We start from the raw sequence: 26,332 nt of genomic DNA on the forward strand, positions 1-26,332 counted from the left end.
TGCAACAACTAAACCCCCGAATATAGAATAATTCTTATTTTTTAAGCTTTCATTATTATCTATGGAACGATATTCTAGGCAATTATTAGCCTTAGGTTTAGAGCTTCAGGAAAAGATTTCTTCTTTAAAGGTAGCTGTTATAGGATGCGGTGCTTTGGGCTCGGCTCTTGCAGAAATGTTAACTAGATTAGGAGTAAAAGAATTAGTTTTAGTAGATGCAGACGTAGTAGAATTAAGCAATTTACATAGAACTCACATATTCACTGAGAAAGATTTAATGAGACCTAAAGCATTAGTTTGCAAAGAATATTTAAAAAAAGTAAATAGTAATATAAAAATAGACACAATATTAGATATTTTAGATAGCAAAAATGCCGAAGAAATAGTTAAAGGAAACGATATAGTGTTTGATGCTCTTGATAATGTAAATTATAGACTTGTCCTCAACGATGCATGTGTCAAAAATAATATACCATTAATATATGCCGGTGTAACTGGAGAATATGCTTCAGCTAAAATAATAATTCCTGGTAAGACCTCATGCCTCTCTTGCTTTTTAGAACCTATTGATGAGCGTAATGCATGTGAGATAATAGGAACTACTATCGCTACAATAGATATTATAACGTCTATTCAAATTCAATTGCTCATAAATTACCTTAGAGGAAGATACGAGGATGAAATGATTTACATTGATATGGAAGATTTAAGATTGGAAAAGATAAAAATGAAAAGAAATTCAAATTGTGAAGCATGTTCACTACATCAGTATAAATATCTTAAATCAAAATTTTACACATGTGGAATGTTAAGATCTGAAAAAAGTGGGAAAAATATTTTTAGATCTTCTGAAGTAGAAATATATAAGGATAGTGAAGGTACTATTATATGCTATAATGAAAAATGTTTTAAGAAAAAAGAAGCATAAAGCTTGTGCAATTTAAATATGTTTTTACTGCATTATTGCCAATATTAGTCGTTGTAGTATATTCTATAATTTTTAAAATAAATATTATAGAAATAGTAAGAAGTTTAACTCCAATAATTATTCTAGCTTTTGTTCTTTCATATCTTGGACAGATATTAGTAATAGCTCTTAGAGATAAGAAAATTGTAGGAGTTTCTTTTTACACAGCTTTCAAAGCAAGATTATTAGGAAATTCTATAGGACTAATTTTACCTGGCTGGGTTGGTCAAGAACTTACTAGAGCCACAGTATATAGCAAAGAACATGTAGAGCTTATTCAAGGATTTTCATTATCGCTATTGGAAGCTTATTACGATGTAACAGTTGGATCACTTATGTTTCTTGTCCTATTACCTATAAGGTTCATTGCAATAGAATTAATTTATATCTTCATAACAATAGGTAATATAATAGGCTGGTCTTTGGGACTAGCTTACGTATACACTACTGCAGGTAAATCAATTAGAATTGAGAAGAGTATAGTTAAATTAATCGGATTAGATAAGTATTATTTTGTATTAAATAAAGGAAAACAGGCAATGAAAGATAAAATTGAAGGAAAGAACTTTATTACATACTTCTCTCTTACAGTCTTGGGATATTTAGTTCAATCACTATCATTCTTGGCTATGGTCTCAGATTACTTTAAGGATATTCTGATTAATATGACTTTTTTTGCTGCTACTCTCTTCCCCATACCAGGAGCATCAGGAGTTTCAGAAATTGCATTCTCCTTATTTCTTCCTCCGCATTTCGTAGTAGCTGCCGTAGTTTTAGAATTACTTGACTATTTTATAGGTTTCATATTCATTAGGGATATAGACATTAATGAACTTAAAAAAGAATTCTACAAAATTAAAAAGTATGGAGAGTTTTATCAAGGATCCGAATCCTGAAGAAGGCTTAAAACTTATCGAATCTCTATATAACGAAAAATCATTATGTGTAAAAATTCCCTACACTCCAGATTCTATAATATTTTCTAGTTTACTAATGAAATATTTTAATGGCGATTTTGCTATTAGTTTCTCTTCCTTAAATTGTGAAGTCCAATTGCTTCAGAACGAACAAGGAAAATGGATCAATAGTAATGATAAACAAGTATTTTTGGGAAACTCAGCTTTTAGTTCCATATTACCATTAAGTAAAGACGATCTACTACCAATTTTATCAGGAATTTCTATAAGTTCTTTCCTAGAAAGGAGAAAAACTAGTGAATGGGAAAATAAAATAATTGAAAAAGCAAAAGCTATGGGAGTAACTGTAGAGAAAAACGTAAAAATACCTGCCTATAATGAACTGCCGCTCTTCCTTTCTTTAATGCTATCCTTTGATCCATATTTACCACAGATTACTGGAAATAGAGAAAATGCTATCAATTTTATTAAAGAGCTTGGGGTTAATGAGACGACTAAATTAAGTGAATTAAACGAAACACAACTCAATACATTTCTTTATAAAATAATGACAATAGCAATCAAGCTAAATCCTAGAATTTCCAGAGATGACATAATTTCCGATAGAATATTTTACTTTAATTACGATCTTCTTGAGGTATCTCTGGCATTAATCTATTTTATGGATATTATAGGAAGCAAATATTTAATTCAATTTTCATTAAATCCATCAATAATAGGAATATTAATAGATAAATTTAGAGAAAATGTAGCAAAAGGATTCAAAATTGATATTCTAGATAATAAAGGAAAGTACTACATAGTAGATTCAGAGCTTAAATCTCCTACTCTAATATCAATTTTCTTACAGCAAATAGAAAAAAACAAGATAATTAAGACAATAGTTATAAAGGATAATGATACATATCTAACTTCAAGATATTTTTTATCATCAGAAGAAGAAGGTTTGATAAAAATTGATATCAAAGATAAAAATTAAGTACAATACGGAGAATTCAGAGGAAATATATAGAAGTATAAAAGTAGATAACATAGATCTTCCTGATGGCATGAAAATTAACGTTAATAAAGGAGATAATTATATAGAAATCTATATAGAGATGGAGATAAAATCTTCCAAAGACATTTTAACTCTTCGTAACACTGCAGATGAAATATTAGCACATATAGAAGTTATAGAAAAAGTAATTAGTAACGTTAATTCTTGATTATCCACTACTCCAGTTAATCAATTAATTTAAATACTTGAGACAGCTAACTCTAATTTATGCCATTAAGACCAGGTAGGTGTTACAGACATTTTTCAGGCCCAGCTTATACTAGAAAAGAGTATATACCGGGTGTACCTCAACCAAAGATAACTAAATTCACAATGGGAGATCCAAATAAGGATTATGATTATGTGATAAAATTAATAACGAAACAAATTGGTCAAATAAGACATAATTCACTCGAAGCAGCTAGAGTTATAGCATTAAAACAGATTTCAAGCGCTATAGGAAACGAAACAGATTTCTTCATATGGGTATTAAAGTATCCCCATCATGTAATCAGAGAAAATAAAATGATGGCTTTTGCTGGAGCAGATAGATTACAAGATGGAATGAGACTATCTTTTGGAAAACCTATAGGAACAGCAGCAAGAATTGAAAAATTAGGAGAAGTAATAATGCTATTAAAAGTAAAGAAAGAACACTTAGAGATTGCTAAACACGCATTTAAAGTTGCTCAATCAAAACTTCCTCTTGATACTGAAATAGTAGTAGAGCGTATACAAAAAGGTGCATAAAATCAGTGAGTTATTTTTTTGATTACGACAGAGTTATAGAAGAAATTGAAAAAAGAGGAGCTAAAAAGGTTCTTTTACAATTTCCTGAAGGTTTAAAATATTTTTCTACTGAAATAGTTGAGAAAATTCAATCTAAAATGCCAAATGTTGAATTAATAATATCTGGAGAGCCTAGCTGGGGAGCCTGCGACGTAGCTGAGGACGAAGCTAATATAATCAATGCAGATTTAATAATTCACTTTGGACATACTCCGTATACTTGGTATTATCCAAAGTTTCCTACAGTTTTTATAAATGCTGAAAGTAGAATTGAGATAAATGGAGAACAAATTTCTGAATTAAAAGAAATTCTAAAACAATACGACGCTAAGTCTGTAGCACTAACGTCCACAATACAACACCATAATGTTCTAAACAAAATAAAGGAAAACCTTAGGGAATTTGAAGTAATAATTGGAAATCCCTCAAATCCTTTCATGTTTCCCGGTCAGATATTGGGATGTGACTATAAAGCAGCCACTTCTGTTAATGCCGACGTATATGTAAATGTGTCTGGAGGAGAATTTCATGTTATAGGTCTTGGTCTAGCAACTATGAAACCTACCATCAAGTTGGATCCATACACAATGAAAGTAGAGGACATGACTAATGAAGTTAACAGAATTTTGAAAATAAGATATTCGAAAATATTAAAGGCTATGGACGCAAGAAATTGGGTAATAATACAAGGTGTAAAAGTGGGCCAAAATAGGCCCTTAATGGTAAAGTATTTTGAGAAAAAGCTAAAGGAGAGAAATAATAACGTCTTTATTGTAACAAATAAGGTATTAAATATAGATAACTTAAGAAATATAGATAGAAGTTACATAGATGCTTATATAGTAACTTCTTGTCCAAGGCTTCCAACAGATGATCTATTTGAGTTCGAAAAACCGGTCTTAACACCTGGAGAAGCAAAAATGATTATAATCAATAAATTAGAACCATATATATTCCCGTGGTAAAAAATGAGAGGACAAGGAGACTTTGTTTACCCTGGAGAGGAAATCGCAGTAATAGAAGAATTCTCTGCAGGAGAAAATACATATGAAGATAATGGGCAAGTAAGAGCTTCGTCATTGGGTAAAGTTTTTTATGATATGATTAATAGAAGGAGTAATATTTTATCAGTAAAAAGGCCTATATTATTAAATCTCAAAAAGGCAAAATATGTATATGGAACAGTTACACTAGTAAAAGAAGATTCTGCTACAGTTTCTATAAACAGCATAGAAGAAAGATTCATAAGTCCATCAATAACTGGATATCTTCATATTTCACAAATTTCTAATAAATACTTAGAAAAAATAACCGACGGTATAAAATTAGGTGATATTATTAAAGCTAGACCATTATCTATCTCAATACCTCTTCCCTTAACATTAAAAGGAAAAGATTTAGGAGTTGTACTAGCTCAGTGCTCAATTTGTGGAACGTTAATGATAAAAACAGACGAAGAACATTTAAAGTGTCCTAACTGTGGTAATATAGAAAAAAGAAAACTTGGTAACTATGCGGTGAAAAAAGTTGGAAATTAAAGTAGTAAAATTATCAGGAGATTACCTAGAACTTGAAATAACTGGCGAAGATCATACATTAGGAAATCTAATAGCAGGATCATTAAGAAAGGTTCAAGGTGTAAAATACGCGTCTTATTATCAACCACACCCTTTAATAGATGCCATTTCAATAAAACTAATGACTGATGGGACTATAAAACCATTGGATGCGTTATTGAAAGCTATCGAAATTGCTAAGGGAACTTCAGAGAGATTTGCAGAGGAAATACAAAAAATATGAAAAAAGAAACAAGAATAGGAATATTATCTGAAAATAATAAGTTATCCTGTATTTGTATTTTTAGAGGATCCTTTTTGGAACATTTTATATTAGCATCTAATAAAGAAGACGCTCTAAGGAAATTGGAAAAATCTAAAGTAAAACATGAAATTAATATGAGTAATTTTGGCATAGGAGAAAAATATTCAGGAGACCTAGAGAATACGTGCAATATGATCCTTGAGAAAGTATCGGAAAAAATAAATAAAACAAATGAGTAGGATATTAATATTGTCTCGGTGATTTACCATGAAGTTCTGCCCAAAATGTAATTCTATGATGGTACCTAGAAAGATTAATGGAAAATCAGTATACAAATGTCTAAAATGCGGATATGAAGAAGAAGTTAAACAAGAAGAGGTAATAACTACAAAGATAAAGCATGATGTAAAGGAAAAAACTATAGTTTTAGAACAAGACGAATTACCTGTTGGAACTCAAATAATAAAAGGTGTTGTATGCCCAAATTGTAAAAATGATGAGGCATACTTCTGGATACTACAAACTAGAAGTGCGGACGAACCAGCAACAAGATTCTATAAATGTACAAAATGCGGAAAAGTATGGAGAGAGTATGAGTAAAACAAGCGTAAATCTTATTTTAGTTTGTTGAAATGTTAAAATGGACCCGTAGCTCAGCCAGGATAGAGCGCCGGCCTTCTAAGAAGGTCGAAGTAAGCCGAGGGTCCCGGGTTCGAATCCCGGCGGGCCCGCCTATCCTCAAAAATTCTTCCTTGGTTTTACTACAGTAAATTTTTGCCCTAAAAATTCAGAATAATAAGTACCTAAGTCTCTATCATATTCCTTGGCCATAGGCTCAAGTTCTTTAATCTCCTCTTCTTCTAATTCCCTATATTCGTATGTAGGTATACCAACTTTTTCCTCAAACAAGCTTTTAGCTAATTTTTTGGCATCTCCTTGTAATCTATTCATTATCTCTATATATGGAAGATTTCTCAAATCTTGATATTCTTTATCAGATATTAGTTTGTCTATCAATAACGCTTTTAGTAGCCTTAAAACTTCAAATCTGTTTGGCTGAAGACCAAGTTTAGAAGGATCTAATTTTCCTCTAATATAAATTCTTCCACCAACCATTCCACTTCCAACATAATTTCCAGTAGGTTCTGCCTTAGTATTATTAAATATTAATATAACACCACCAGCCATATATTCCCCCAAGTAATCGTCTACTCTTCCTCCTATTATAAGGTAAGGTCTATTTCCCTCATATTCCCTCATCTGAATACCTACTCTATTGCCAGCATTTCCCTTAACAAATATTTTACCACCCTGAAATGCTTGACCTAGGACATCTCTTGCGTCTCCATAAATAACTACCTTTCCTCCATGCATTGTATCACAACAATCGTCTGCAACGTTTCCATAAACATATATTTCATTATTCTCGTTAAGATTAGCTAATGCATTCCCCACATAACCATATAGCCTTATTTTTTTACCAGCTTTTGGAAATGATATTCCTATATATCTATGAGAAAGAACATTTATTACTGTAATTTCAGACTTATTCAATTTTAATATCTCTTTATTTAAATCTTTATATCCAATATTCGAAGCATCTATATCATAGGTACTAGAATCAAAATGAGAAGAAGAGAAACTTTCTATTTCTTCCCTACTTCTTCCATAACTAATAACTCCCTTTTTTAACGATGCTATAAAATACGAACCAGGGGCTAAAGTCCATACTTTAGCTTTTTTATTTAACAGTCTAATTTGATTTTCTTCACTTGCTATATAATAATAATTTTCATCTTCGCCTATAATTATAGGTCTAAATTTAGATCTATCAGCAATACCTATCATATAAAGATCATCTCCAGAATCATAACCTATAATAGCTGTGAATGGACCATCCAATCTAGCGTTTCTATACCTATAATCCTCTTCTGTAGTCAATACATTGGCCCTCCTAGAGGGATTCATCATTATTTTTACTGCCTCTTCTATAGAAAGTCCCTCACTTATTAGCTCTTCAAAAAGAAAAGCCATAACTTCACTGTCAGTTCCAACGAATCCTTCCCATCCCCTAGATTTTAGAAATTCTAAGTTAGCACCAAAAGAACTTACGTCACCGTTATGAACTATAGCTATATCAAAAGTTGAAAAAGGATGAGACCAAAAAGGATAATGCCCTGGAGAATTTGTCGGTTGTCTAGTATGAGCTAACCATAGATCTCCAGAATAATCTTGAACATTATAGATCTTAGCAATATCTTTTGGATATCCTACACCTTTAAAGACATCTAAAGATTTCCCAACACTATATATCCTTCCTTTGTGTTTCTGCCATAATATCTCATTAATATTTCTAGTAACTTTTTTAATTTGGGCAACGTTACCTAATGTAATCTCGAATTTACAATCACAAACATCACCATCAACATAAGAAGAACTCAAAACTCTAACACCATATTTTTCTATCATTCCCTTAATTTCGTCTATATCGCCAGAATAGAATGCCTTGACTAGATATCTATTCTCACTATTTAAATTAAAAACAGCAAAACCTGCTCCCTTATCACTTCCCCTATAACTTACTGCATCTATAGCGTTGACTACTTTTTCGCCTTCTATTTTAGGAGAATTAACTTTCCTTAATATTCCGAAAACTCCACAACCCGAAGGAGAAATCATAGAGAACCAGCCTGTTTAACCCTTATTTTTTTAGCAATATAAGAATTCAAATTAACAGCTCTAAGAAGTTCCCTATTTCCAGTCAAACTAGATTGAACACTAAATACTCCGGCTGCCCCTGCCAATAGTGCAATCTCCTTCTTCATACCTACTATAATGTTAAAGGCCTTCTCCTTTAGATTTCCCTTACTTCCCTCACCTATAGCAACCTCAAGTATCTTATAGGGCACTATAACAGAGTCAGCACCCAATAGAACTAATTTAAATACATCACCTGCATCTCTTATTCTAGAAGACTTAGCTATAATATCAAATTTATTCCTAATACCAGTTTCTCTTAGCTTAGTATCAAACTCTGATAAAAGAATTTCTAAATCCTCATCCATAATTTCCTCATCAAGTATATATCCATTTACTTCCTTAGAAAAACAGTCAAAGCAATCTGATACTAAATAATAACTATCCTTCTCTATTTTTGTGCTCCAATTTGCTATACCTTTCTTATCTCTACTTAGATAGACCTCCTCATAAGGAGATAAAACATTTTCGTCGAAAACCAAAGATCCCCCAGCAAGTGCAGCCCATGCAAAAGCTTCTTTAAACTCCAAAGGAGCTTCTGAAATATCAAAAATTATAGGTAATGAGATATAAACTCTTCCCTTATTAAGCAGGAAACTAGTATCAATATCCTCTCTATATGGATCTATAGGCGGTCTGGTCACTTGAGCACCATCAGTTCTCAACCAATCTATTATCCTAGCAGGTTTTTCAACATCTGGCGGAGAAGTACTACCCATACTAGTTATCACTGGCTCACCTTTGTTAGCTAATTCATGTATATTAAACTTCCTCCTTTTTGTCCACAATTCCCCAAGTTTAGGATTAAGTTCCTCAGATTCACCCCTAATTTTCAATATATCCAAGACATCCCTAGAAAGCCCATAACCATATAGCAAATCTCTCCTACTTCTTAATTCTCTTATACTATTCAAACCTAAATTCTCAACTATACTACCCAATTCCATTTTAAAACCATTAATAAAATTGATCAAAGATTTAGTACCGAACTCCATATCGAGAAATCTAGATCCATCAATTTTATTTGTAAGAGCAGTTGGACATGATCCAATATGGCATTTATGCACCATGACACAACCCATGGCTATTAAAGCCCCAGTACCTACACTTACAATGTCTGCTCCTAGAGCTATTAATTTAGCTGCGTCAGTAGCATCTGCTATCCTACCTGCAGCAATTATAGTAAAATTATCTCTCATACCTTCTTCTTTTAAAACAGAATCAGCAGATGCTACAGCTAATTCAATAGGAATACCTAAATTATCTCTAATTATTGTAGGAGTGGCTCCAGTACCAGCTCCATGACCGTCAATTATTACACCGGCAGCTCCCATCCTAGCTATTCCAGATACTATATATGGCACATAATTAGTAGCTGCAACTTTTACAAAAACAGGTTTTCCAGTAGCCTCCTTTAATGCTTCTATCCTCTGTCCTAAATCCTCAATAGAATAAATATCATGATGTGGAGCAGGAGAAATTGCATCCATGCCTATAGGAATTCTCCTTGTCTTTGAAATAGCCTCGGTAACCTTACTACCAGGTAAATGACCTCCTATACCAGGCTTTGCACCTTGCCCTATTTTTATAACTACACCCAATCCAGCATTCAAAACATCTATATCTACACCAAATCTAGCAGAAGCCCATTGAACAAATATCCTCTTGTGTTTAGCAACTTCAGGATGCAATCCTCCTTCTCCAGTACCTGCTAAAGTTTGCGTAAGATCAGCAGCTTCTGCTATAACTATATTAGGATTCCCACTTAACGCACCATAAGACATATCACCTAAATACAAAGGGGCCGCCATATCAATTCCAGAAAATCTTAAGGAAAGATCTACATCATTTTCATAGAGAGTGTTCCTTTCAACTTTAAATTCAATCCTATCTAGAATTCTTAAACTCTCCCTTCTTTTCTGCATTATTTTGAATGGTCTTCCTGTCAAAGCCAAATGTCTTATATGATCTATCTTATCAACAGTCCAAAATTCTGAATCAGTCTGTTTCGGTATAGGTAAATACTTATTTATTATCAGCATTATCAGTCGCAGATTTAAATTTGATAATATTCTTATATATTTGTTAATGAAAATCTAAAAGGTATTTTTTAGTTTAATCCCATGCAAATTTAGGTTTCTATTTATGATGTATATAGTTCGTATTCATAATCATTATCTTTTATAAGTTACTATATAATTATTGCAGTGGATAATTTTAACAATAATTTAAAGAATAACGTAATTCATTATAAATTAAACAAGCTTCGACAGAATAAGATAAACATAGTTTAGAACAGAATATCTATTAAGAAAAATATATAATTTATCATTAAGAATGGTCAAGATAGTTTACATTACCTTGAAGAAAATTTACAATAGTTCCTCTACCTACATTATCAGAAGCTAAAGAAATTACATAATTTCTATATAATATCAATATTATATAAGAATCATTTTTTTCAAAATTCATTTCTTCATTAACATTCTTAACTAATTTAACGTTATTATAAGAGAAATTATAATGCTTTACTGATTGATTATAGAATACCGAAACCAAATTATTATAGAAATTTCTTGCCGACTCGTTGGTAGTAAAATTATATACTATTACAGAAAAATTTCCTTTAGGTCCTAAATAGATTGCCTCATATCTATCCGGAGTCTCATTCATTATACACATTTTCTTAAAATTATCGTACTTCTGAGGTAGAAAAAAGGATGGCTCATGATCAATTAACAAAATAATTGATAAAAATACTAATGCTATAGCTACAAACAAAAAGACATATCTATACTTCATATAAAAACACCAAAATAACTTAAAAAAAGAGATTAACTTATTTTCCTTAATACTAAAATTATCGCTACTATACCTAATATTAATCCAACTATAGCTGCTGCTAAAGCTCCGTAAACTATTCCCGAAAGAGAGGAGTAATCAGACTTTAATGTAGTTTCAGTATTACTTAAACTAATTACTGTAGAATTAAGTGAACTTTCTTCAGACTTTAACGTATTTACTTCGGTTGACAGAGAACTTGCGGTACTAGATAAGCTTGATACTGATGTACTTAGACTACTTATTGATGAATTCAAACTCTTTATTTCATGATTTATAGTACTAATGTCATTATATAAGGTACTAATATTACTATTCAAATCAGATATCTTAGTTAAAGTTTCATTAATCAAGTTTGTCAGAGAGTTTATTTCACGATTAATCTGAGTAAAGTAAGGCATAGGATTAAGCTGGACATCTGTAAATATCTCCTTCATTGCACTGTATCCTGAATATGATGCATTAATCATTAAGTATCCTTCTGTTGGCACATTAGATATATTGTACGTAAACTCATACATTCCAATAGTAGAATTATAAGTTGCAGACTCTGTCATACCATTAAATGTGACTGTTACAGTTGCAGTACTTACTGGGGCTCCTTCAAAATCTACTGTCACGTAACCAGTTAACATTGAATCTCCTATAGTTATTATCTCATTAGGATTGGAAACCTTAGCGTAAGTAGTTCCATTATAATACATTAGATTTACCTGAGTTAACTCAACTTGTAATTCTTCGACTAAAACTGTATATTTAAACGTATAAGTTTGAGGAGCTACTACAGTTATAGTCTTCGTTAGAGGAACATATGGCGAAGGAGGTACTATACTAACGGAATATGTTCCAGAAGGTAGCATGAACATTGCAACACCAGTAGAATTAGTAGTCTTAGTTATTCCCATTATAGTTACGCTTGCTCCAGATACTGGAACATTCTCAGGATTATAGATCTCTATATATACAGTAGCTAATTGAGGTTCATATTGGATAGTAGTCGAATTCGTAAAACCTTTTGAATTTCCTACTAAAACGCTATACGTACCATATGCTGTATCAGTTGTTGGAAATGTAAATAGATCAATTTCATAAACGCCAGTAGAAGATGAATTGCCAGATTGAACAGCTATGGTTGTCCCATTAGGAGCTTTTAACACAGCATTAACTTCGACATTTGGCGCCGTAGTACCTAATACTATTACTGTTTGTCCAGGATGATATATCTGTTGGGAAGTAGCTACAGTTATACCTACAGTGGAAGCAAAAACAGTAGAAACTCCAGAAACTACGAACAACGCAAATAATATGGAAATTAGATACCTAAATGATTTCATACTTAATCACCTAATCTAAATAAAACAAAAGAAATAAAAAACATTTTAACTTACAACTTGGACCTGCTCTGTGAATTCTGCTGGTATATATGGAATGGTCAAGTTAGCATTCCTTGCTAGGAACATTGTCACATTATATGTGCCAGGCATAGATGGAGTCCATACTAATCCTTCTGTAAATGTTGATCCAGCTGGTACTACAGTTTGTCCAATTAATATTGGAGTTACTACTGTGGTTCCTACATGAACTTCTACTGCAAACCATACTGTTGCATTAACATCTCCAGTATTCTTTACTGTAAATAATAGATCATATGATTGATTAGCCGTTAATTGAGTTACAGCAGCTCCTGTTGTCTCACTAATTGCCTGGAAGCTTACTAACTGGAACTTTATAACTATTTGCCCTACGTAGAAGTACGCATTACTAGATTGTTCTAATAGCACAGATTTGCCATTTATATATAGAGATGGAGTATATTGATTAGGTATTTCTGTTACACTAGTATTTACTAGGATTGGATTAACTACTCCAGTCTTTATTGGTAATACACCAGGCATTCCTTCATATGATCCGTATGCACTATATGGTACAACTCTTAGTTCTCCTGAATAGTTATCTGTTGGAACTGGTATTCCGTCAATTATTTCGTATTGTTCTACCAATGGTAATGTAGTTAAAACTCCAGTAACTGGATTCCTTACAGTTACATTAAATGTGGATTTTAATCCTACTAAATCTGGTGCAATTACTGATACTGTTACTAATTCACCAGCAGAAGTTGTTGGGAATGGAACTACATTAACAGTGCTATTAGTAATTACAGTTCCATTATACATTATTTCAGTTTCAGGCTGAACTTGAGCAAAGTCTACTTGTCCTACAGTGTATGTCTTTACGCTACCATATGCTGCTACTATTCCCTTACCTGGTGCTGTTATTTGAGTGAAAGACCATTGATTACCTATTACCGTTGCAGTGTCAGTTATGTTAACGTTCAAAGCTGTTAAACCGTTTAAGGTTGTAAATACTCCTGGTTCTCCTTCCCAAGCGGTTGTCGGAATATCAATTGACCAATATCCTGTACCATTTAAGTTAACATAATACCCTACTCCAGCTGCAGATACCATAGTACCAGACGTAAATGTATCTCCAGCAACTTCAGAACTTGCCTCTGCTAATTGTGCAGATAATATTTGTCCATACACGTCTAAAGCTCCATTAGGTGAGACTAAATTATCATTTGTATTGTTAGATGGATGCTGGAATAATGTGAATAATGGGCTTCCTAATAATATCTCTATTCCACCATATGGACCTTCTACTGGAGGAGCTACTACCATAACTTGAGGTACTTCGTCATTAACGGATATTGTCTGAACATGATATTGAGTTACGGAAGATGTTATTGTACTTAATGTGCTAACTGGATTAATTACATAGAAGTATGCTGTAGTGCCTGGAGTAAATGTATATCCAGCAGTAGTTAATCCATTCATTGGTGCTGTAGAATTGCCCATATATACAATACCACTAAATATGGAGTTTCCAGCAGAATTTTCACTAATTATAGCAGACTGATCATTTTCCACCTTTACTAAAGCTCCTGTTCCATTCCATGCAGTAAAGTTGGCATATAAGAACGCTAAGTTTGTTATTTTTATGTTATGAGCTTGAACTAATCCTGGTGCATATACTGTCACATTAACTGGAGCTCCTGGATTCGCAGAACCTACTGAAGACATTATTTTCATTGGTGCAGCTAATATTTCATCAGACGCTAGAGCTGATAATTTCGATACTGGAGATGTATATGCTACAGTGAACGTCATTCCTATTAATTGATTTGCAGTTAAAGGTTTCCCAGTTATATCGCTTTCAGGTATATAATTACTATCAATAACTAAGAAGTACCCAGTAACTCCATCATATGTTCCCTTAACTAGCTCATAATTAAATGTTGTAGTGAAGTTACCGCTATCTGGTTTTGTCTCAGTTGCTGATAAAGATATGTTTTGTACAGTAGCACCAGTTGGTATATAATATAATGGTAACGTTAAATCACTACTAGAGTTGACCACAACCAAATTTCCAGTAACGCTTAATACTGAATTTGGCAATGTTTGACCTTCCTGTGTATCTATTATTGAGACGTCTACATAGTGAGTATCAGTAAATACTGCAGGATTTGCTACATATGATGGTATATATGCTACACCAGATGTTGTAAAGGTTGACTGTGTTGGTGGTTCTAAGTATACTACTGGTGCTATAACCTGGAATGTAACTAACACGCTTAATGGAGAATCTACTACATAGTCATATATTTCGACTTGCATCGTTGTGCCTGGAGATATTGGCTCTATATGTAATAGGAATAATGTGAAGTTAAATTGTCCGTTTCCTGTTGGAGAAGTTATTGTAGATGGAACTTCAAATTGTCCTAAGTTATAATATGCTACTGTTCCATTAGAGAATGTTACTTTTACTGTAGCATTAGCTATTTGAGTACCGTTGTATTCCAATAATGAGTAAGTCTTTTCATTAATTACATTCAAGGTAGTTAATTTACCGAATGCTAAATTAGGTTCATAGTAATTGAATACTATGTGAGTTGTAGTATTAGGTAAGGTAGTTACAGTAGGACTTACTAACGTCAAGTTAGGAGTTAATGTTTGAACTGCTACTAAAGATGATGTATTAGTTGGTATGAAAGTGCCAGTAATGTACCAATATGCAGCTCCTATATCATTTGTTGCGTATGCAACAATCTTTGTAGTGCTGAAGTCTTGTGCTGGTAATACTATTGTTGTTACATTATAGTAGGAATTCTGAGTAACTACTATTTGAGGTCCAAAACTTAACTGTATTAAAGTACCAAACATAGGACTACCTGGAGATACTTCTGGAACTGTTATCTTTGCTGTTTTAATTACAGCTCCAGTTATAGTGCTTATAAATTGTAGATATACTGCATGTAAGTAGTTAGTTACGCTAAAGTTTGTTACATTGTCAAAAGCAGATATATATAGCTCACTTGGAGTTGTTGAAGATACAGTTACAGACTGTGGGACAGTTTCTTTAATCTGCCCAGTTACCATATATGATGAGTTATAACTAAATGGATCATAGAATTCCTCACTTATTACAGTTGCAGTAGTAAAATATTTACCAGTTATAAGTGTATAGTAGTTAACTGGGACTCCATCAGTCTCATAAGTAGAGTTTGAGGTAGCATAAATAGTGTAATTACCAGTATATACACTATTCTGGAATACTGTAGTAGTTGAAGAGTCTCCAACTGCGAACGTGGTAGTATTCCTTGTATTAGATATTAGTGTAGGCAAGTAAGATACGTTCTCGTAAAATGTCATAGAATCCTTACCTATCATAGTTTGATTGAACGGATCATACTGGAATGCAGGATCATATACAAAGGATTCCCATGTAGAGTTTATCGGTACATAATTTTCAGTAGTATATACACTTATCGTATATGAGGAGGCACTATTTTGTAATACATTTAATGTTAACGACTGACCAGAAGATACTACTGTAACACTCGTAGCAGAAGAGGCTGCTGGATCTTGAGTTGGAATATTATATACGTTTAATATGTCAGTTGTTGTCTTGGCATAATCTTCTACTTTTACAGGAGAAGAATTTAGTGTATTTACCTTCAATGCATAATTAACATAAACTGGCATACCCGAGGGATAGAGAACATATCCGCCTGTCGAATTTACTACTTCTTTATAAGTAACACCATTAATTTTTACTGTAGTATTTTGGTTGAAACCTAAGAGTAAGTAGAATGTGTTAGTACCTGGTACCCAGTAGAAATCTTGATAATCTCCAGCTAATGAATAATGTACACCATTAGCTACAATATATGTGTCTGTAGCTAATTCTACTAATGCTTGAGTTACGTTGCTAGAAGCTACTGATCCTAAAGTTGGATTGTTTATAGCAATTAATGTTACACCTGCTAATGGCAATACTGGTATGTTAGATACTATCTGAACATTGCTAGTTGCGGCATTTGTTGGGAATGGTATTCCCATGAATATTTCAAATGATAGCAAGAACAAAATACCTATAGAAATACCTTTTAAGACTTTTAGATCCATACTACTTTTCACTGGTCATTATCTAACAAAGTATCGTTTATAAAATATATGACACAAAATGTATACTATGAATTTAAACATAAATTGAAAGTAAAAACAACGATTTAAAAAGATTTCTTTTTTATTTTTAACGCGTTTTTTATTTTGTCCAACATTTAACATATATTACAGTTAAGTTCTAATTATAGGATAAATTACTATCATTTTTAAATAGTATACTACAGTAAACTTATGAATAATTTTAAATCTAGAGTATGGAGATTCTTATATGAAAAGTGTTTTTGTAATTATAGCGATTATTGCTATAATATCTTTATCTTTACTGAGTTATGTTTTATTATATCCGAAGACTATGTTCTTAAGCTCAAATAGTATAGATAGCATTCTAGGAGGAAAATGGAAATTAACTAATGATGGTGAGATTAAATCTATTCAAGGTTCAATTCTTACATATTTTCAGGAAAATAGTCAAAATTCGTTCTTAGCTAATTATTCGTCTAATTACGCTAGTATGCAATTTTACATTTTCAAATATAATTCAAGTAAAGTTTCTTTACAAATTTATTTTACGTCGTTTAAATTATATAATGAACTACATTGGAATTTATATAATATTTCGTCACGAAATATTTATGCTTATTTTACGCAAGGATCCTATTATGAGTATATAATTTCTTCTAATGGGGAATACGTCTTAACTATAATATATCTTGGTAAAAATGTTCCTACAAGTTCTGAGGCTTTTCTTCTTGCTTATAATGAATTAAACTTGATTAATGGGCCTGCCGGGATTTGAACCCGGGATCACGACGACCCGAACGTCGCATCCTAGTCCAGGCTAGACTACAGGCCCAACAACTTATTTTGCACTTCTACATAAAAATCTTATGACAAATGATTTCATTATCGAAAGTGTAGGAAAAAGAATTTCTGGAGATATAGTTTGGAGTTCTAACATAGGCCTTTCTATGAGAAAGTGGAGGGAAACTTTTGGTATTTCGCAAGCCGAAATTGCAAGGATTCTAGGAATATCTCAATCAGTTATCGCAGATTATGAAAGAAATAAGAGACAGCCAGGCTCTTTGTTTATCAAAAGATTTGTTGAGTCTTTAATACAAATAGATGGTAGAAATGGATTTAAAGTAATTAAAGAGCTTGCAAAATCCTTTACTCTCAATTTTTCTTTTATAATTGATATGAGAGATTTTGTAACTCCACTTCATCTTCAAGACATAATAGTAGCTTTGGATGGAGTTCCAGTAAATTCTACAGTTAATAATGATCAAATTTACGGTTATGTTATAACAGATAGTATAAAAGCTATAACTGCCTTAAACGGTATGGAATTTTATCAGTTTTTATCTATATCTTTTAATAAAATAATAGTATTTACTAAGGTTACTTCTGGTAGATCTCCTGCAATAGCTCTTAAGATTGCACCAATAAAGCCTCAAATAATAGTTTTACATAGACCTATAAGGATGGATCCTCTTTCAATATATCTCATGGATAAAGAAGGTATAACAGTTATAGTATCTTTTAAGAAAAATGAGGAAGATATAATGAAGTCACTTAGGAGTCTTGGCTCCCTGTCAGAATCATAATTGCTTTTGCTATATCTCCGTTTGCTTTTTCTAAAGCTTCTCTTGCTTCAGCTTCGCTCTTTCCTGTTTGTTCTGCAATAAACTTTACATCTTCTTCCTTAATTTCTTTCCCTGTACTCTCCTCGTTCTTCTCTTCTCTTTTTTCTCCTCCCATAATTATTATAGCTTCTTGTCCCATTGCAACTGTTTTTGTTACAGTTGGGGATTCGATTATTATCTTCCCATTTTGTGTCTCAATTATAACTCTAGTAGCGTCAATATTCTCAGTTTTTATTCCCATTCTTTCCAAATTTTTCATATCTTTTGGCTTTATCTTCATCATTATAATATAGTTATACTCAAACTTAATATTTGCGGTTACGGATTTTAGCAAAATGAATTACAAAATAAAGATACTAGGTGGAGGACAGGAAGTAGGCAGAGCTGGAATAGAAGTATCTAATGAACAAGAGAGCATTATATTAGACTATGGAGTTAATTTTAGTCCAGACGATTCTCCTAATTTTCCTTTGCAAGAAATGCCTTCTAAAGTTGACGGTTTCGTAGTATCTCATGCTCATTTAGATCACGTTGGCGCTTTGCCAATTTATCAGATTTCAACAACAAAACCAGTTTATGGCACAAGACTAACTAAACAAATTGCAGAATTGATAATAAAAGACTTTCTTAAGATCTCTGGAGCTAAGGTTCCATATGAATGGGTTGAATTAAGAAAGACTATGGATAATTTCCAGACATTTGATTATAATAAAGAGTTTCAAATTGGTTCCTTTGCTATAAAAACCTCTAATGCAGGCCATATTCCTGGCAGTGCAATAACTTTAGTTAAGACTGAAAAAGGAGATGTAGCATATACTGGAGATATTAATTTGGCTAATACTAAGTTAATGAGGCCTGCTGATTTAGAAATAATGAAGTCAGCGAAAGTGATAGTTACTGAAGCCACGTATGGTAGATTCAATCACCCTGAAAGAAAGAACGTTATTGATGAGTTCTATAGTTCTATCCTTGAGGTTTTAGAAGGTGGAGGAACCGTCTTAGTTCCAGCTTTTAGTCTGTCTAGGAGTCAAGAAATTTTAGCTATATTGGCTGAGAAAGAAATTCCTTATCCTGTATATTATGATGGTATGTCTAGGACAATCATGGAATTGATGATAAATAATCCAGAGTATATTAACGATATAGACAATCTAAGAAAAGCATACAATGAGTTTAGATATGTAAGAGGATGGGAAGATAGGAATAAAGCATGGAAAAATAATGGAGTAATAGTAGCTAGTGCTGGAATGCTTAAAGGAGGACCTGCAGTCTATTATTATAAGAAACTAGCGGAAAATCCTAAAAACGGTATTTTCCTAGTAAGTTATCAGGCTGAGAATACTCCAGGTAGAAAATTACTAGAAGCAGGTAAGTTTACTGATGAATCTCCTTTGCTTAAAGCCAGATTTGAGATGTTTGATTTTTCAAGCCACGCAGGTAATAGACAGTTAATGGATATAGTTAAATCCTCGTCTGCTCTAGAGAAAGTTATAATAGTTCACGCATCATTAGATAACGCTCAACATTTTGCGGAAATGGTTAAGGAAGAACTAGGGGTTGAAGTTAAAGTTCCAGAAAACGGTGAGGAGATTGATGTATAGGTGTAAGCTAAATGATACTGCTTTTTATTCATGCAGAAAGCTTCTCATTTAAGGTTAAGGAAAAGGCTGTAAAAAGCGCAGAAGAAGATTTCCTAGATTACTTGAAAAAGGATAATACACTAGTTGTTTTTACTACTGTAGAAAAGAATGATAATGATGAAATAATAAATAAGGCTTTGGATAATATTTTGGATATTTTTACAAAAGTTAAGGCTTCCAGCGTAGTAATCTATCCTTATGCTCATTTATCTAGTGATTTAGCCGATCCTAAAAATGCCGTAACTATTCTGAAAAAATTGGAAGATAATTTGAAAAATAAGTTAGAAGTATATAGAGCTCCTTTTGGATGGTATAAGGCTTTCTCTATATCATGTTATGGCCATCCATTAAGTGAGTTATCTAGGAGAATAAGGAACGAAAAGGATATTCAGAAGGCTCAAGAGATGAGTTTATGTGAAAAATTCGGTTTTCCTTATTCCCCGAAAGCATCGTTTATGAAAAATGCTGTAATAAAATTCTTGGAAAACTCGATAAATCCTAAAGGTACCATAATAGGAAGTAAGGATGTACCAAAGGGTTATTTATCTATCGTTTATTCTAAACCTGAAGGACGTATTTTGCCCTGTGTTAATGAAGATCCTATAATCGAATTATATTATAATGGACTTAAATTAGATTATCCTAAATCTTTTAACGATTCTAAGAACACGCTTATAATTTGGGATGATAATAGAGTTAATATTGGAAATCTTATTTATTATATTTTATTAAAGTCTAAGGAAATGCAAACTCCTAGTCTTCCTCTTTGGATGTCGCCCATTCATGTTAGGATCTTACCAGTTAGTGAGGACTATATTCAGAAGGCTTTAGATTATGCAGAAATACTGAAAAATAAGGGAGTAAGAGTTGAGGTTGATAACAATAACGATAGTCTTGGAAACAAGATTAGGAGAGCAGGAAGTGATTGGATTCCTTTCATAGCAGTTTTTGGTGAAAGAGAATACAAGACTGGGACTTTGACAGTGAGAATAAGAGGAAAGAGCGAACAAAAGAGTTTGAGTTTAGATGAATTAGTTTCAATTATAATGGAAGAAGATAAAATTCTTTTGAAACAAAATACGCCAATAAAGATGAAAGATGATAATAGCTGAAGTCCCTCTTAAACTTACATTATTTGGAGAACATGCAGTAGTTTATGAACAACCTGCATTAGCCATGGCAATTTCTGAAAAAATGATTATAAAGGTAAAAAGTAATGAGAAAATGATTATAAAATCAAACTCTCTTTCTATAAAGGGAATAAAGGTAGACCTTAATGATCTTAAGTTAGAAAGTGAAGAGACTGGTAAAATTCTATCCTATGTGATAGGCGCTTTAAGTTATTTCAAGGAAAAGAAAAATGCATTAATTGAAATAGAGTCTCCAGTAGATCCTTCGGTAGGTTTAGGTACTAGTGCTGCTGTTATTGTAGGAATAGTTTCTGCATATTCAAGATTTTTAGGTTACGAATTAACAAACGAGGAAATTGCAAAAATATCTCATAATATAGAGTTATCTATACAAGGTATTGGTAGTAGGATGGATACGTATACAACCGCATTAGGAGGTCTAATTTACTTTCCTAAAGATGGAGGATACGAAATTTTAGATCAAAATTTGGAGTTAACGGCTGGATACATAAAAAGAGTAACTACGACTAAAGACATTTTGAAATATGTTAGAAATATGAAAGAGAAAAACTTTGAAATATTTAATGATATAATAAACACTATAGGCAAAATCACTGATAAAGCTAAAAATTTGATAAAAGATGGAAACGAAGAAGAGTTAGGAAACTTGATGTATATAAATCATGGTCTTTTAATGTCATTAGGAGTTACATATCCATTAGTTGATAATTTAGTTTCCACCGCAAAAAACTTGGGAATAAGGGGATGTAAGATAAGTGGTGGTGGTGGTGGAGGTGCTATTATTTGTACCAACGATGTGAAAGCTGAAATTCTTTTAAATACAATAGGAGCTAGAATTATAAATTGTAAAAAATCAGAGCATGGAGTTATGATAAAAGAAATAAATTAGTATAAAATTAGTTTCTCTTATATGTGCGGAATAATAGGAATAATAGCCAAGGATAAATCTCAACATTTAGCTTCTATAACTTACGAATGCTTACAAAGGCTAGAGTATAGGGGTTATGATAGCGTAGGTATAGCATCATTAGGAAAGAAGGGAATAGAGGTAAGAAAAGCAAAAGGTTCTGTTGAAGAAGTTGTAAAGAAATTTAATGCACTATCAATGACTGGAGAAATATTTTTAGGTCATACAAGATGGGCAACTCATGGAGAGCCTTCAGATTACAACGCTCATCCTCATATGGATTGCAGTAACTCGATTGCCGTGGTACATAATGGCACTATAAGAAATTTTATGGAATTAAAAGAAGAATTGGAATCGTTAGGTCATAAGTTTAAGAGTGAGACTGACACTGAAGTTATACCTCATTTAATAGAGGAATTCAAAAAAAGAGGTATGAGCACATTTTCGGCGTTTAAATCTGCTATAAATACAATAAAAGGAACGTATGCAGTATTGGCCTTAATTAAGGATGATTATAAGATATATTTTGCAAAAAAATTTAATCCCCTTGTTATAGGTATCGGCGACAAGGCAAACTTTATCTCAAGTGATATACCTAGTTTTCTTCCATATACAAAAACTATAATAACAATACAAAACGACGATATAGGTTATTTATCATCAAACGAAGTATATATAGAGAATAATGATATACCAGTAAATGTAAGTGAAAGAATTAGGCAAATAGACTGGGACGCATCTGCTGCTTCTAAAGAAGGATTCGAGTATTACATGTTAAAGGAAATTTACGAAACTCCTGAAGTAGTGATGGATACACTATATGGACTAAAAAACGACGCAAATATCGATAAAATAATTGATAAAATAAATTCTTCTAAAAGAATAATAGTAGTTGCTGCTGGTACTAGTTATCATGCAGGCCTCTATTTTTCTCTATTATTGCAAAGAAATGGATATACTACAATTCCTGTTGTAGCGTCAGAATACTATAATATAAAAACAGGGCCTGATGATTCGGTTATAGCTATAAGTCAAAGCGGAGAAACAATGGATGTTATTATGGCCATCAGAAAATTTAAAGAAAATAATAGCTCTATAATTTCTTTAACTAATGTAATAGAAAGTGCTATATCTAGGGAAAGTGATTTCAAAATATATACTAGAGCAGGACCAGAAATAGGTGTAGCTGCAACTAAAACTTTCACTACACAAATTGCAGCATTAACTTTCATTTGGAGTAAGATAGTTGATAAAAAGATAAACTTTGAAAGCATAGGAGACGTCATAAGAAGCTCTTTAGATAAAAGCGGTGAAGCTAGAAGAATTGGAGAGGAACTAGCACAGAAAGAAAACGCGTACTACTTGGGTAGAGGAATTTCTTTACCGTTAGCAATGGAGGGATCCCTTAAAATAAAGGAAATAGCATATTTGCACGCCGAAGCTTATCCAGCAGGTGAAAGTAAACATGGTCCCATCGCTCTCATAAGTAATGGGTTTCCTGTAGTCTTCGTAAATACTGGAGAATTTACAGAAGAATTGCAGAGTAACGTTCAGGAAATGAAAGCTAGAGGAGCCCTTACTTATGGAATAAGCATAAACAGTACTCTTAATACGCATAAGGAAATTTTACTTAAAGTAAGTGACGAAAATTTAGCTGTTTTCGCTTTATCTCCAATAATTCAACTTATAGCTTACTATGCAGCATTAGCAAGAGGAAATAATCCTGATAGACCAAGAAACTTAGCTAAAACGGTGACTGTAGAATGAAAGCTGTAATATTAGCAGGTGGCAGTGGAGAAGGACTTTCTCCCTTCACTCAAAAGGAACAAAAGGAATCAATATCAATTCTTGGTAGATCCATAATTTCTTATACATTAGAAGGTCTCAAGAAAGCTGGAATTAAAGAGGCTATAGTTATAGTTAATGAAAAACAAAAACAAATAGAGGAAAGTATAAGTACTGATATTTCTATAGAATTTGTAAGACAAAAAAGAAACGGGATATCTGGTGCAGCTCTTGATGGGATGGAAAAAGCTGGGGATGATGAAATATTATTGGCATTTGGAGATATAATAGCTTCTAGTGATTTTTATATTAGTCTAATGAATGTTTATGCTTTAGGCGCAAAAGCCGTTTTCTCGTTAGTTCCTGTCTATGAAGGAATGCAAACTTATGGTTTAGCTAAAATAAAAAACGATAGAATTGAAATTGTAAAAGAAGGATCTACATTAGCGTTAGCTGGGGCTTATATACTCCCATACGGTGATTTTAATAATTTACTGGAATATTTTACTAAACTAGCTCCTATTTCAAAATTCTTCGTATGGTCTGGAAATTGGATTGATATAGGATATCCTGAAGATCTTTTAAATGCTATAGAACTTCTTCTTAGAAATTCAAGGACTATAATTTCGAATTCAGCTAATATTTCTAAGACTGCATTAATTGGAAGTAATGTCGTAATAGATGATAATGCAGTAGTAGAAGACTACGCAATAATCAAAGGCCCCACATATATAGGTAAAAATGCGTATATAGGATCCTATTCATTAATTAGAGATTTTTCTTCTATCGAAGAGAAATCTAGTATAGGAGCATATTGCGAAGTCTCTCATTCTCTAATAGAACCGTATTCTGATATAGGCTCTAAATCATATGTTACCTACTCTATCATAGGTAAAAGAGCAAAAATCGGCGCTTCAGTAATAACGTCAAATTATCCAGCTAACATTATAAGAGGAAAAGTAAACAAATTAGGGGCATTAATTTCACCCGAAGAAACAATATCTCATGGATCTGTATTACCCCCAAATTATAGAAAATAACTTAAAAATCTTTTTATTTAATATCATTTTATCGTAAATGTTGTCATTCTGGAAAACCTTCATAGATTTCTGATAAATTATTTAATGTATTACAAGAGTTTAGATAGAACTTAACTAAAATTTATAAGCTTTCGATTATATTTTTTAATTTATTATAAGATTTATAAGATAATAATACAATATAAAAAACTGAAAGAATAAGATACTTTATAAATACGGGGATGTAATTTTGAGGTAAAGAAAAGCTAGATATTATGCCTACAAATTAGAAAATGAAAGAAATTGGGGGTGTGGGTATCCCCCACTATGCGACCGCCGGGATTCGAACCCGGGATCTCAGGCTTGGAGGGCCCGCGTCCTAAATCCAGGCTAGACTACGGCCGCTCTCACTAAATAATAATAATGAACCTTTTTTATATTTTTCTGACCTAAAAAAGGGTTGTTCATTCATAATTATTAACAGAGACTTCTACACAAAATCGTATATAATTAGTTATAATATACTAAGATCAATTTTAAGTTAATTATATTTAATTAACATACAAATTTACTTTATATATATATTAATTGCTAAGCCATTTTTCATTTTAGCAAATACATCTATACTAAATGCATAACTATTAAATACATTTAGCCATAAACTAACTTTGCCTAAACTCTAGATCTATACAAGTCTCATCTTTAGCTTTCGTATTACTTAAAATATACTGAAATCCACTCATAACTCCTTCTATTATTGCGGAATAAAACATAATTCTTTGATTAGAATGTTCGGGAATCTTAAAGTTTGCAAAGACCTCTAATTTATCTGAATTAGAATTAATAATAATATCTACATTATCTGACAAGAAAAACTCTAGAATAGATTTAATAATTTCGTTATTACTATTGGTATTATTTAAATTAATTCCATTAGACATAATATAGGAACTAGTTAAACTTTTGTATATTTTTTTAATATATTCTACTTTATCTTCAATGGACGTGTTAGAAAGCAATAAATCTAAAATACTTACTGGCATATATATGCCAAAGTATTTGTCAAAATATATTTTTTTATCTATATCATCATATAATTCGGTAAATTTTTTTGATTTTTTAATATAATATGAATTTTTGCTAAGTATAATATTAACAAAGTCGTTAAAACTTTTTACAGTGCCATTATCAAGATTTCCATTTTTTACAAACTGAAATGTAGAATTTATTTCGTCAAAATTCCAAATAGGGGTAAGCTTCTTTCCATTGACTTTTTTAGGCATTATTTCTAATATCTTCCAGACTTTATATAAAGATTATCGAATAGTTTACATGACTTGATTAAAATTACTATTAGAATATAACAAATTAAATTAAAACCTAAGTTATTAACAATCAAGTATAGTTAAAGATTAGGATATAACTTAAGTTTTATATTCCCCTATTCAGTAAGTTAATAAAGTGGGCCGGTAGCTCAGCCTGGAAGAGTGCTCGGTTTGCACCCGAGAGGTCCCGGGTTCAAATCCCGGCCGGTCCATATCATTTGATAAGTTGTTTTCATTATAACTATGTAATATTTGCTATTAATTGT

24 protein-coding genes and 4 tRNA genes are annotated in these 26,332 nt (G+C 32.2%); 19 read left to right on the forward strand and 9 right to left on the reverse strand.

The annotated features are described in order from the left end of the window. The first annotated feature begins 61 nt into the window (after positions 1-61). From DFR85_RS25675 to DFR85_RS25725, 11 genes are all read left to right on the forward strand, one after another. Entirely contained in the window at positions 62-928 is an 867-nt protein-coding gene (locus tag DFR85_RS25675) for a HesA/MoeB/ThiF family protein (protein WP_168367172.1), read from the forward strand. A 5-nt stretch (positions 929-933) separates the two neighbouring features. Beyond that, positions 934-1,863: a lysylphosphatidylglycerol synthase transmembrane domain-containing protein gene (locus DFR85_RS25680; protein WP_168367173.1), complete on the forward strand. Its 930-nt coding sequence runs from the start codon at positions 934-936 to the stop codon at positions 1,861-1,863. Continuing rightward, positions 1,832-2,863 (forward strand): SSO0295 family DNA-binding domain-containing protein, encoded by a 1,032-nt coding sequence (locus tag DFR85_RS25685; protein ID WP_168367174.1) that lies wholly within the window; start codon positions 1,832-1,834, stop codon positions 2,861-2,863. The genes DFR85_RS25680 and DFR85_RS25685 overlap by 32 nt, the downstream gene beginning before the upstream one ends. Continuing rightward, positions 2,841-3,092, forward strand: coding sequence for a KEOPS complex subunit Pcc1 (locus DFR85_RS25690; RefSeq protein WP_210433912.1), 252 nt, complete (start codon positions 2,841-2,843; stop codon positions 3,090-3,092). The genes DFR85_RS25685 and DFR85_RS25690 overlap by 23 nt, the downstream gene beginning before the upstream one ends. Before the next feature lie 59 nt (positions 3,093-3,151). Then, positions 3,152-3,673, forward strand: coding sequence for a 50S ribosomal protein L16 (locus DFR85_RS25695; RefSeq protein ID WP_110270738.1), 522 nt, complete (start codon positions 3,152-3,154; stop codon positions 3,671-3,673). 5 nt (positions 3,674-3,678) lie between these two features. Then, positions 3,679-4,677 (forward strand): diphthamide biosynthesis enzyme Dph2, encoded by a 999-nt coding sequence (gene dph2, locus DFR85_RS25700; RefSeq protein ID WP_110270739.1) that lies wholly within the window; start codon positions 3,679-3,681, stop codon positions 4,675-4,677. A gap of 3 nt (positions 4,678-4,680) precedes the next feature. Further along, a complete protein-coding gene (locus DFR85_RS25705; RefSeq protein WP_110270740.1) occupies positions 4,681-5,250 on the forward strand; it encodes an exosome complex RNA-binding protein Csl4 in 570 nt (189 codons plus the stop codon). Then, complete coding sequence (locus DFR85_RS25710; protein WP_110270741.1) at positions 5,240-5,512, forward strand: DNA-directed RNA polymerase subunit L; 273 nt, start codon at positions 5,240-5,242, stop codon at positions 5,510-5,512. The genes DFR85_RS25705 and DFR85_RS25710 overlap by 11 nt, the downstream gene beginning before the upstream one ends. A gap of 74 nt (positions 5,513-5,586) precedes the next feature. Further along, positions 5,587-5,772, forward strand: coding sequence for a hypothetical protein (locus DFR85_RS25715; protein WP_162582753.1), 186 nt, complete (start codon positions 5,587-5,589; stop codon positions 5,770-5,772). Between the two features lie 28 nt (positions 5,773-5,800). Then, positions 5,801-6,133: a transcription factor S gene (locus DFR85_RS25720; protein WP_110270743.1), complete on the forward strand. Its 333-nt coding sequence runs from the start codon at positions 5,801-5,803 to the stop codon at positions 6,131-6,133. A gap of 42 nt (positions 6,134-6,175) precedes the next feature. Continuing rightward, positions 6,176-6,264, forward strand: a tRNA-Arg gene (locus DFR85_RS25725). A gap of 7 nt (positions 6,265-6,271) precedes the next feature. On the opposite strand, the gene DFR85_RS25730 is transcribed toward DFR85_RS25725, so the two are convergent. From DFR85_RS25730 to slaA, 5 genes are all read right to left on the reverse strand, one after another. Further along, positions 6,272-8,212, reverse strand: coding sequence for a class II glutamine amidotransferase (locus DFR85_RS25730; RefSeq protein WP_110270744.1), 1,941 nt, complete (start codon positions 8,210-8,212; stop codon positions 6,272-6,274). Next, positions 8,209-10,332 carry a glutamate synthase-related protein gene (locus tag DFR85_RS25735; RefSeq protein WP_110270745.1) on the reverse strand — a complete coding sequence of 708 codons (2,124 nt, stop codon included), beginning with the start codon at positions 10,330-10,332 and terminating at the stop codon, positions 8,209-8,211. The genes DFR85_RS25730 and DFR85_RS25735 overlap by 4 nt, the downstream gene beginning before the upstream one ends. A 289-nt stretch (positions 10,333-10,621) precedes the next feature. Next, positions 10,622-11,092 (reverse strand): hypothetical protein, encoded by a 471-nt coding sequence (locus DFR85_RS25740; protein ID WP_110270746.1) that lies wholly within the window; start codon positions 11,090-11,092, stop codon positions 10,622-10,624. Between the two features lie 32 nt (positions 11,093-11,124). Continuing rightward, a complete protein-coding gene (locus DFR85_RS25745) occupies positions 11,125-12,465 on the reverse strand; it encodes a hypothetical protein (RefSeq protein ID WP_110270747.1) in 1,341 nt (446 codons plus the stop codon). A gap of 45 nt (positions 12,466-12,510) precedes the next feature. Further along, positions 12,511-16,596 (reverse strand): S-layer protein SlaA, encoded by a 4,086-nt coding sequence (gene slaA, locus DFR85_RS25750; RefSeq protein ID WP_168367175.1) that lies wholly within the window; start codon positions 16,594-16,596, stop codon positions 12,511-12,513. A 268-nt stretch (positions 16,597-16,864) separates the two neighbouring features. Between slaA and DFR85_RS25755 the strand changes: the two genes are divergently transcribed. Next, entirely contained in the window at positions 16,865-17,392 is a 528-nt protein-coding gene (locus DFR85_RS25755; protein WP_168367176.1) for a hypothetical protein, read from the forward strand. Here the strand turns inward: DFR85_RS25755 and DFR85_RS25760 are convergent. Beyond that, positions 17,374-17,449: transfer RNA gene (locus DFR85_RS25760), tRNA-Pro, on the reverse strand. The genes DFR85_RS25755 and DFR85_RS25760 overlap by 19 nt on opposite strands. A 34-nt stretch (positions 17,450-17,483) precedes the next feature. On the opposite strand from DFR85_RS25760, the gene DFR85_RS25765 reads away from it, so the two are divergent. Further along, positions 17,484-18,200: a helix-turn-helix domain-containing protein gene (locus DFR85_RS25765; RefSeq protein ID WP_110270751.1), complete on the forward strand. Its 717-nt coding sequence runs from the start codon at positions 17,484-17,486 to the stop codon at positions 18,198-18,200. Here the strand turns inward: DFR85_RS25765 and DFR85_RS25770 are convergent. Continuing rightward, positions 18,169-18,522, reverse strand: a complete 354-nt coding sequence (locus tag DFR85_RS25770) for a nascent polypeptide-associated complex protein (protein ID WP_110270752.1) — start codon at positions 18,520-18,522, stop codon at positions 18,169-18,171. The two genes, DFR85_RS25765 and DFR85_RS25770, sit on opposite strands and share 32 nt — an antisense overlap. 52 nt (positions 18,523-18,574) lie before the next feature. Between DFR85_RS25770 and DFR85_RS25775 the strand changes: the two genes are divergently transcribed. The 5 genes from DFR85_RS25775 to DFR85_RS25795 are packed head-to-tail and all read left to right on the forward strand — an operon-like array spanning position 18,575 to position 24,762. Beyond that, entirely contained in the window at positions 18,575-19,840 is a 1,266-nt protein-coding gene (locus DFR85_RS25775; protein ID WP_110270753.1) for an MBL fold metallo-hydrolase, read from the forward strand. 11 nt (positions 19,841-19,851) lie between these two features. Continuing rightward, entirely contained in the window at positions 19,852-20,991 is a 1,140-nt protein-coding gene (locus tag DFR85_RS25780; protein ID WP_168367177.1) for a threonyl-tRNA synthetase editing domain-containing protein, read from the forward strand. Next, complete coding sequence (gene mvk, locus DFR85_RS25785; protein WP_110270754.1) at positions 20,978-21,919, forward strand: mevalonate kinase; 942 nt, start codon at positions 20,978-20,980, stop codon at positions 21,917-21,919. The genes DFR85_RS25780 and mvk overlap by 14 nt, the downstream gene beginning before the upstream one ends. 21 nt (positions 21,920-21,940) lie before the next feature. After that, entirely contained in the window at positions 21,941-23,704 is a 1,764-nt protein-coding gene (gene glmS, locus DFR85_RS25790) for a glutamine--fructose-6-phosphate transaminase (isomerizing) (RefSeq protein ID WP_168367178.1), read from the forward strand. Then, the gene (locus tag DFR85_RS25795; protein ID WP_168367179.1) at positions 23,701-24,762 is read left to right on the forward strand and encodes a nucleotidyltransferase family protein; all 1,062 of its coding nucleotides are present in this window, start codon (positions 23,701-23,703) and stop codon (positions 24,760-24,762) included. Before glmS ends, DFR85_RS25795 begins: the two co-directional genes overlap by 4 nt. Before the next feature lie 307 nt (positions 24,763-25,069). Here the strand turns inward: DFR85_RS25795 and DFR85_RS25800 are convergent. Together DFR85_RS25800 and DFR85_RS25805 are read right to left on the reverse strand one after the other, a co-directional pair. Then, positions 25,070-25,146: transfer RNA gene (locus DFR85_RS25800), tRNA-Gly, on the reverse strand. 257 nt (positions 25,147-25,403) lie between these two features. Continuing rightward, positions 25,404-26,024 (reverse strand): hypothetical protein, encoded by a 621-nt coding sequence (locus DFR85_RS25805; protein WP_110270757.1) that lies wholly within the window; start codon positions 26,022-26,024, stop codon positions 25,404-25,406. A 180-nt stretch (positions 26,025-26,204) separates the two neighbouring features. Here DFR85_RS25805 and DFR85_RS25810 point away from each other — a divergent pair. Continuing rightward, positions 26,205-26,278: transfer RNA gene (locus DFR85_RS25810), tRNA-Ala, on the forward strand. The last annotated feature ends 54 nt before the right edge of the window (positions 26,279-26,332 follow it).

Source organism: Acidianus brierleyi (assembly GCF_003201835.2).
In the GTDB taxonomy this organism is placed as follows: domain Archaea; phylum Thermoproteota; class Thermoprotei_A; order Sulfolobales; family Sulfolobaceae; genus Aramenus; species Aramenus brierleyi.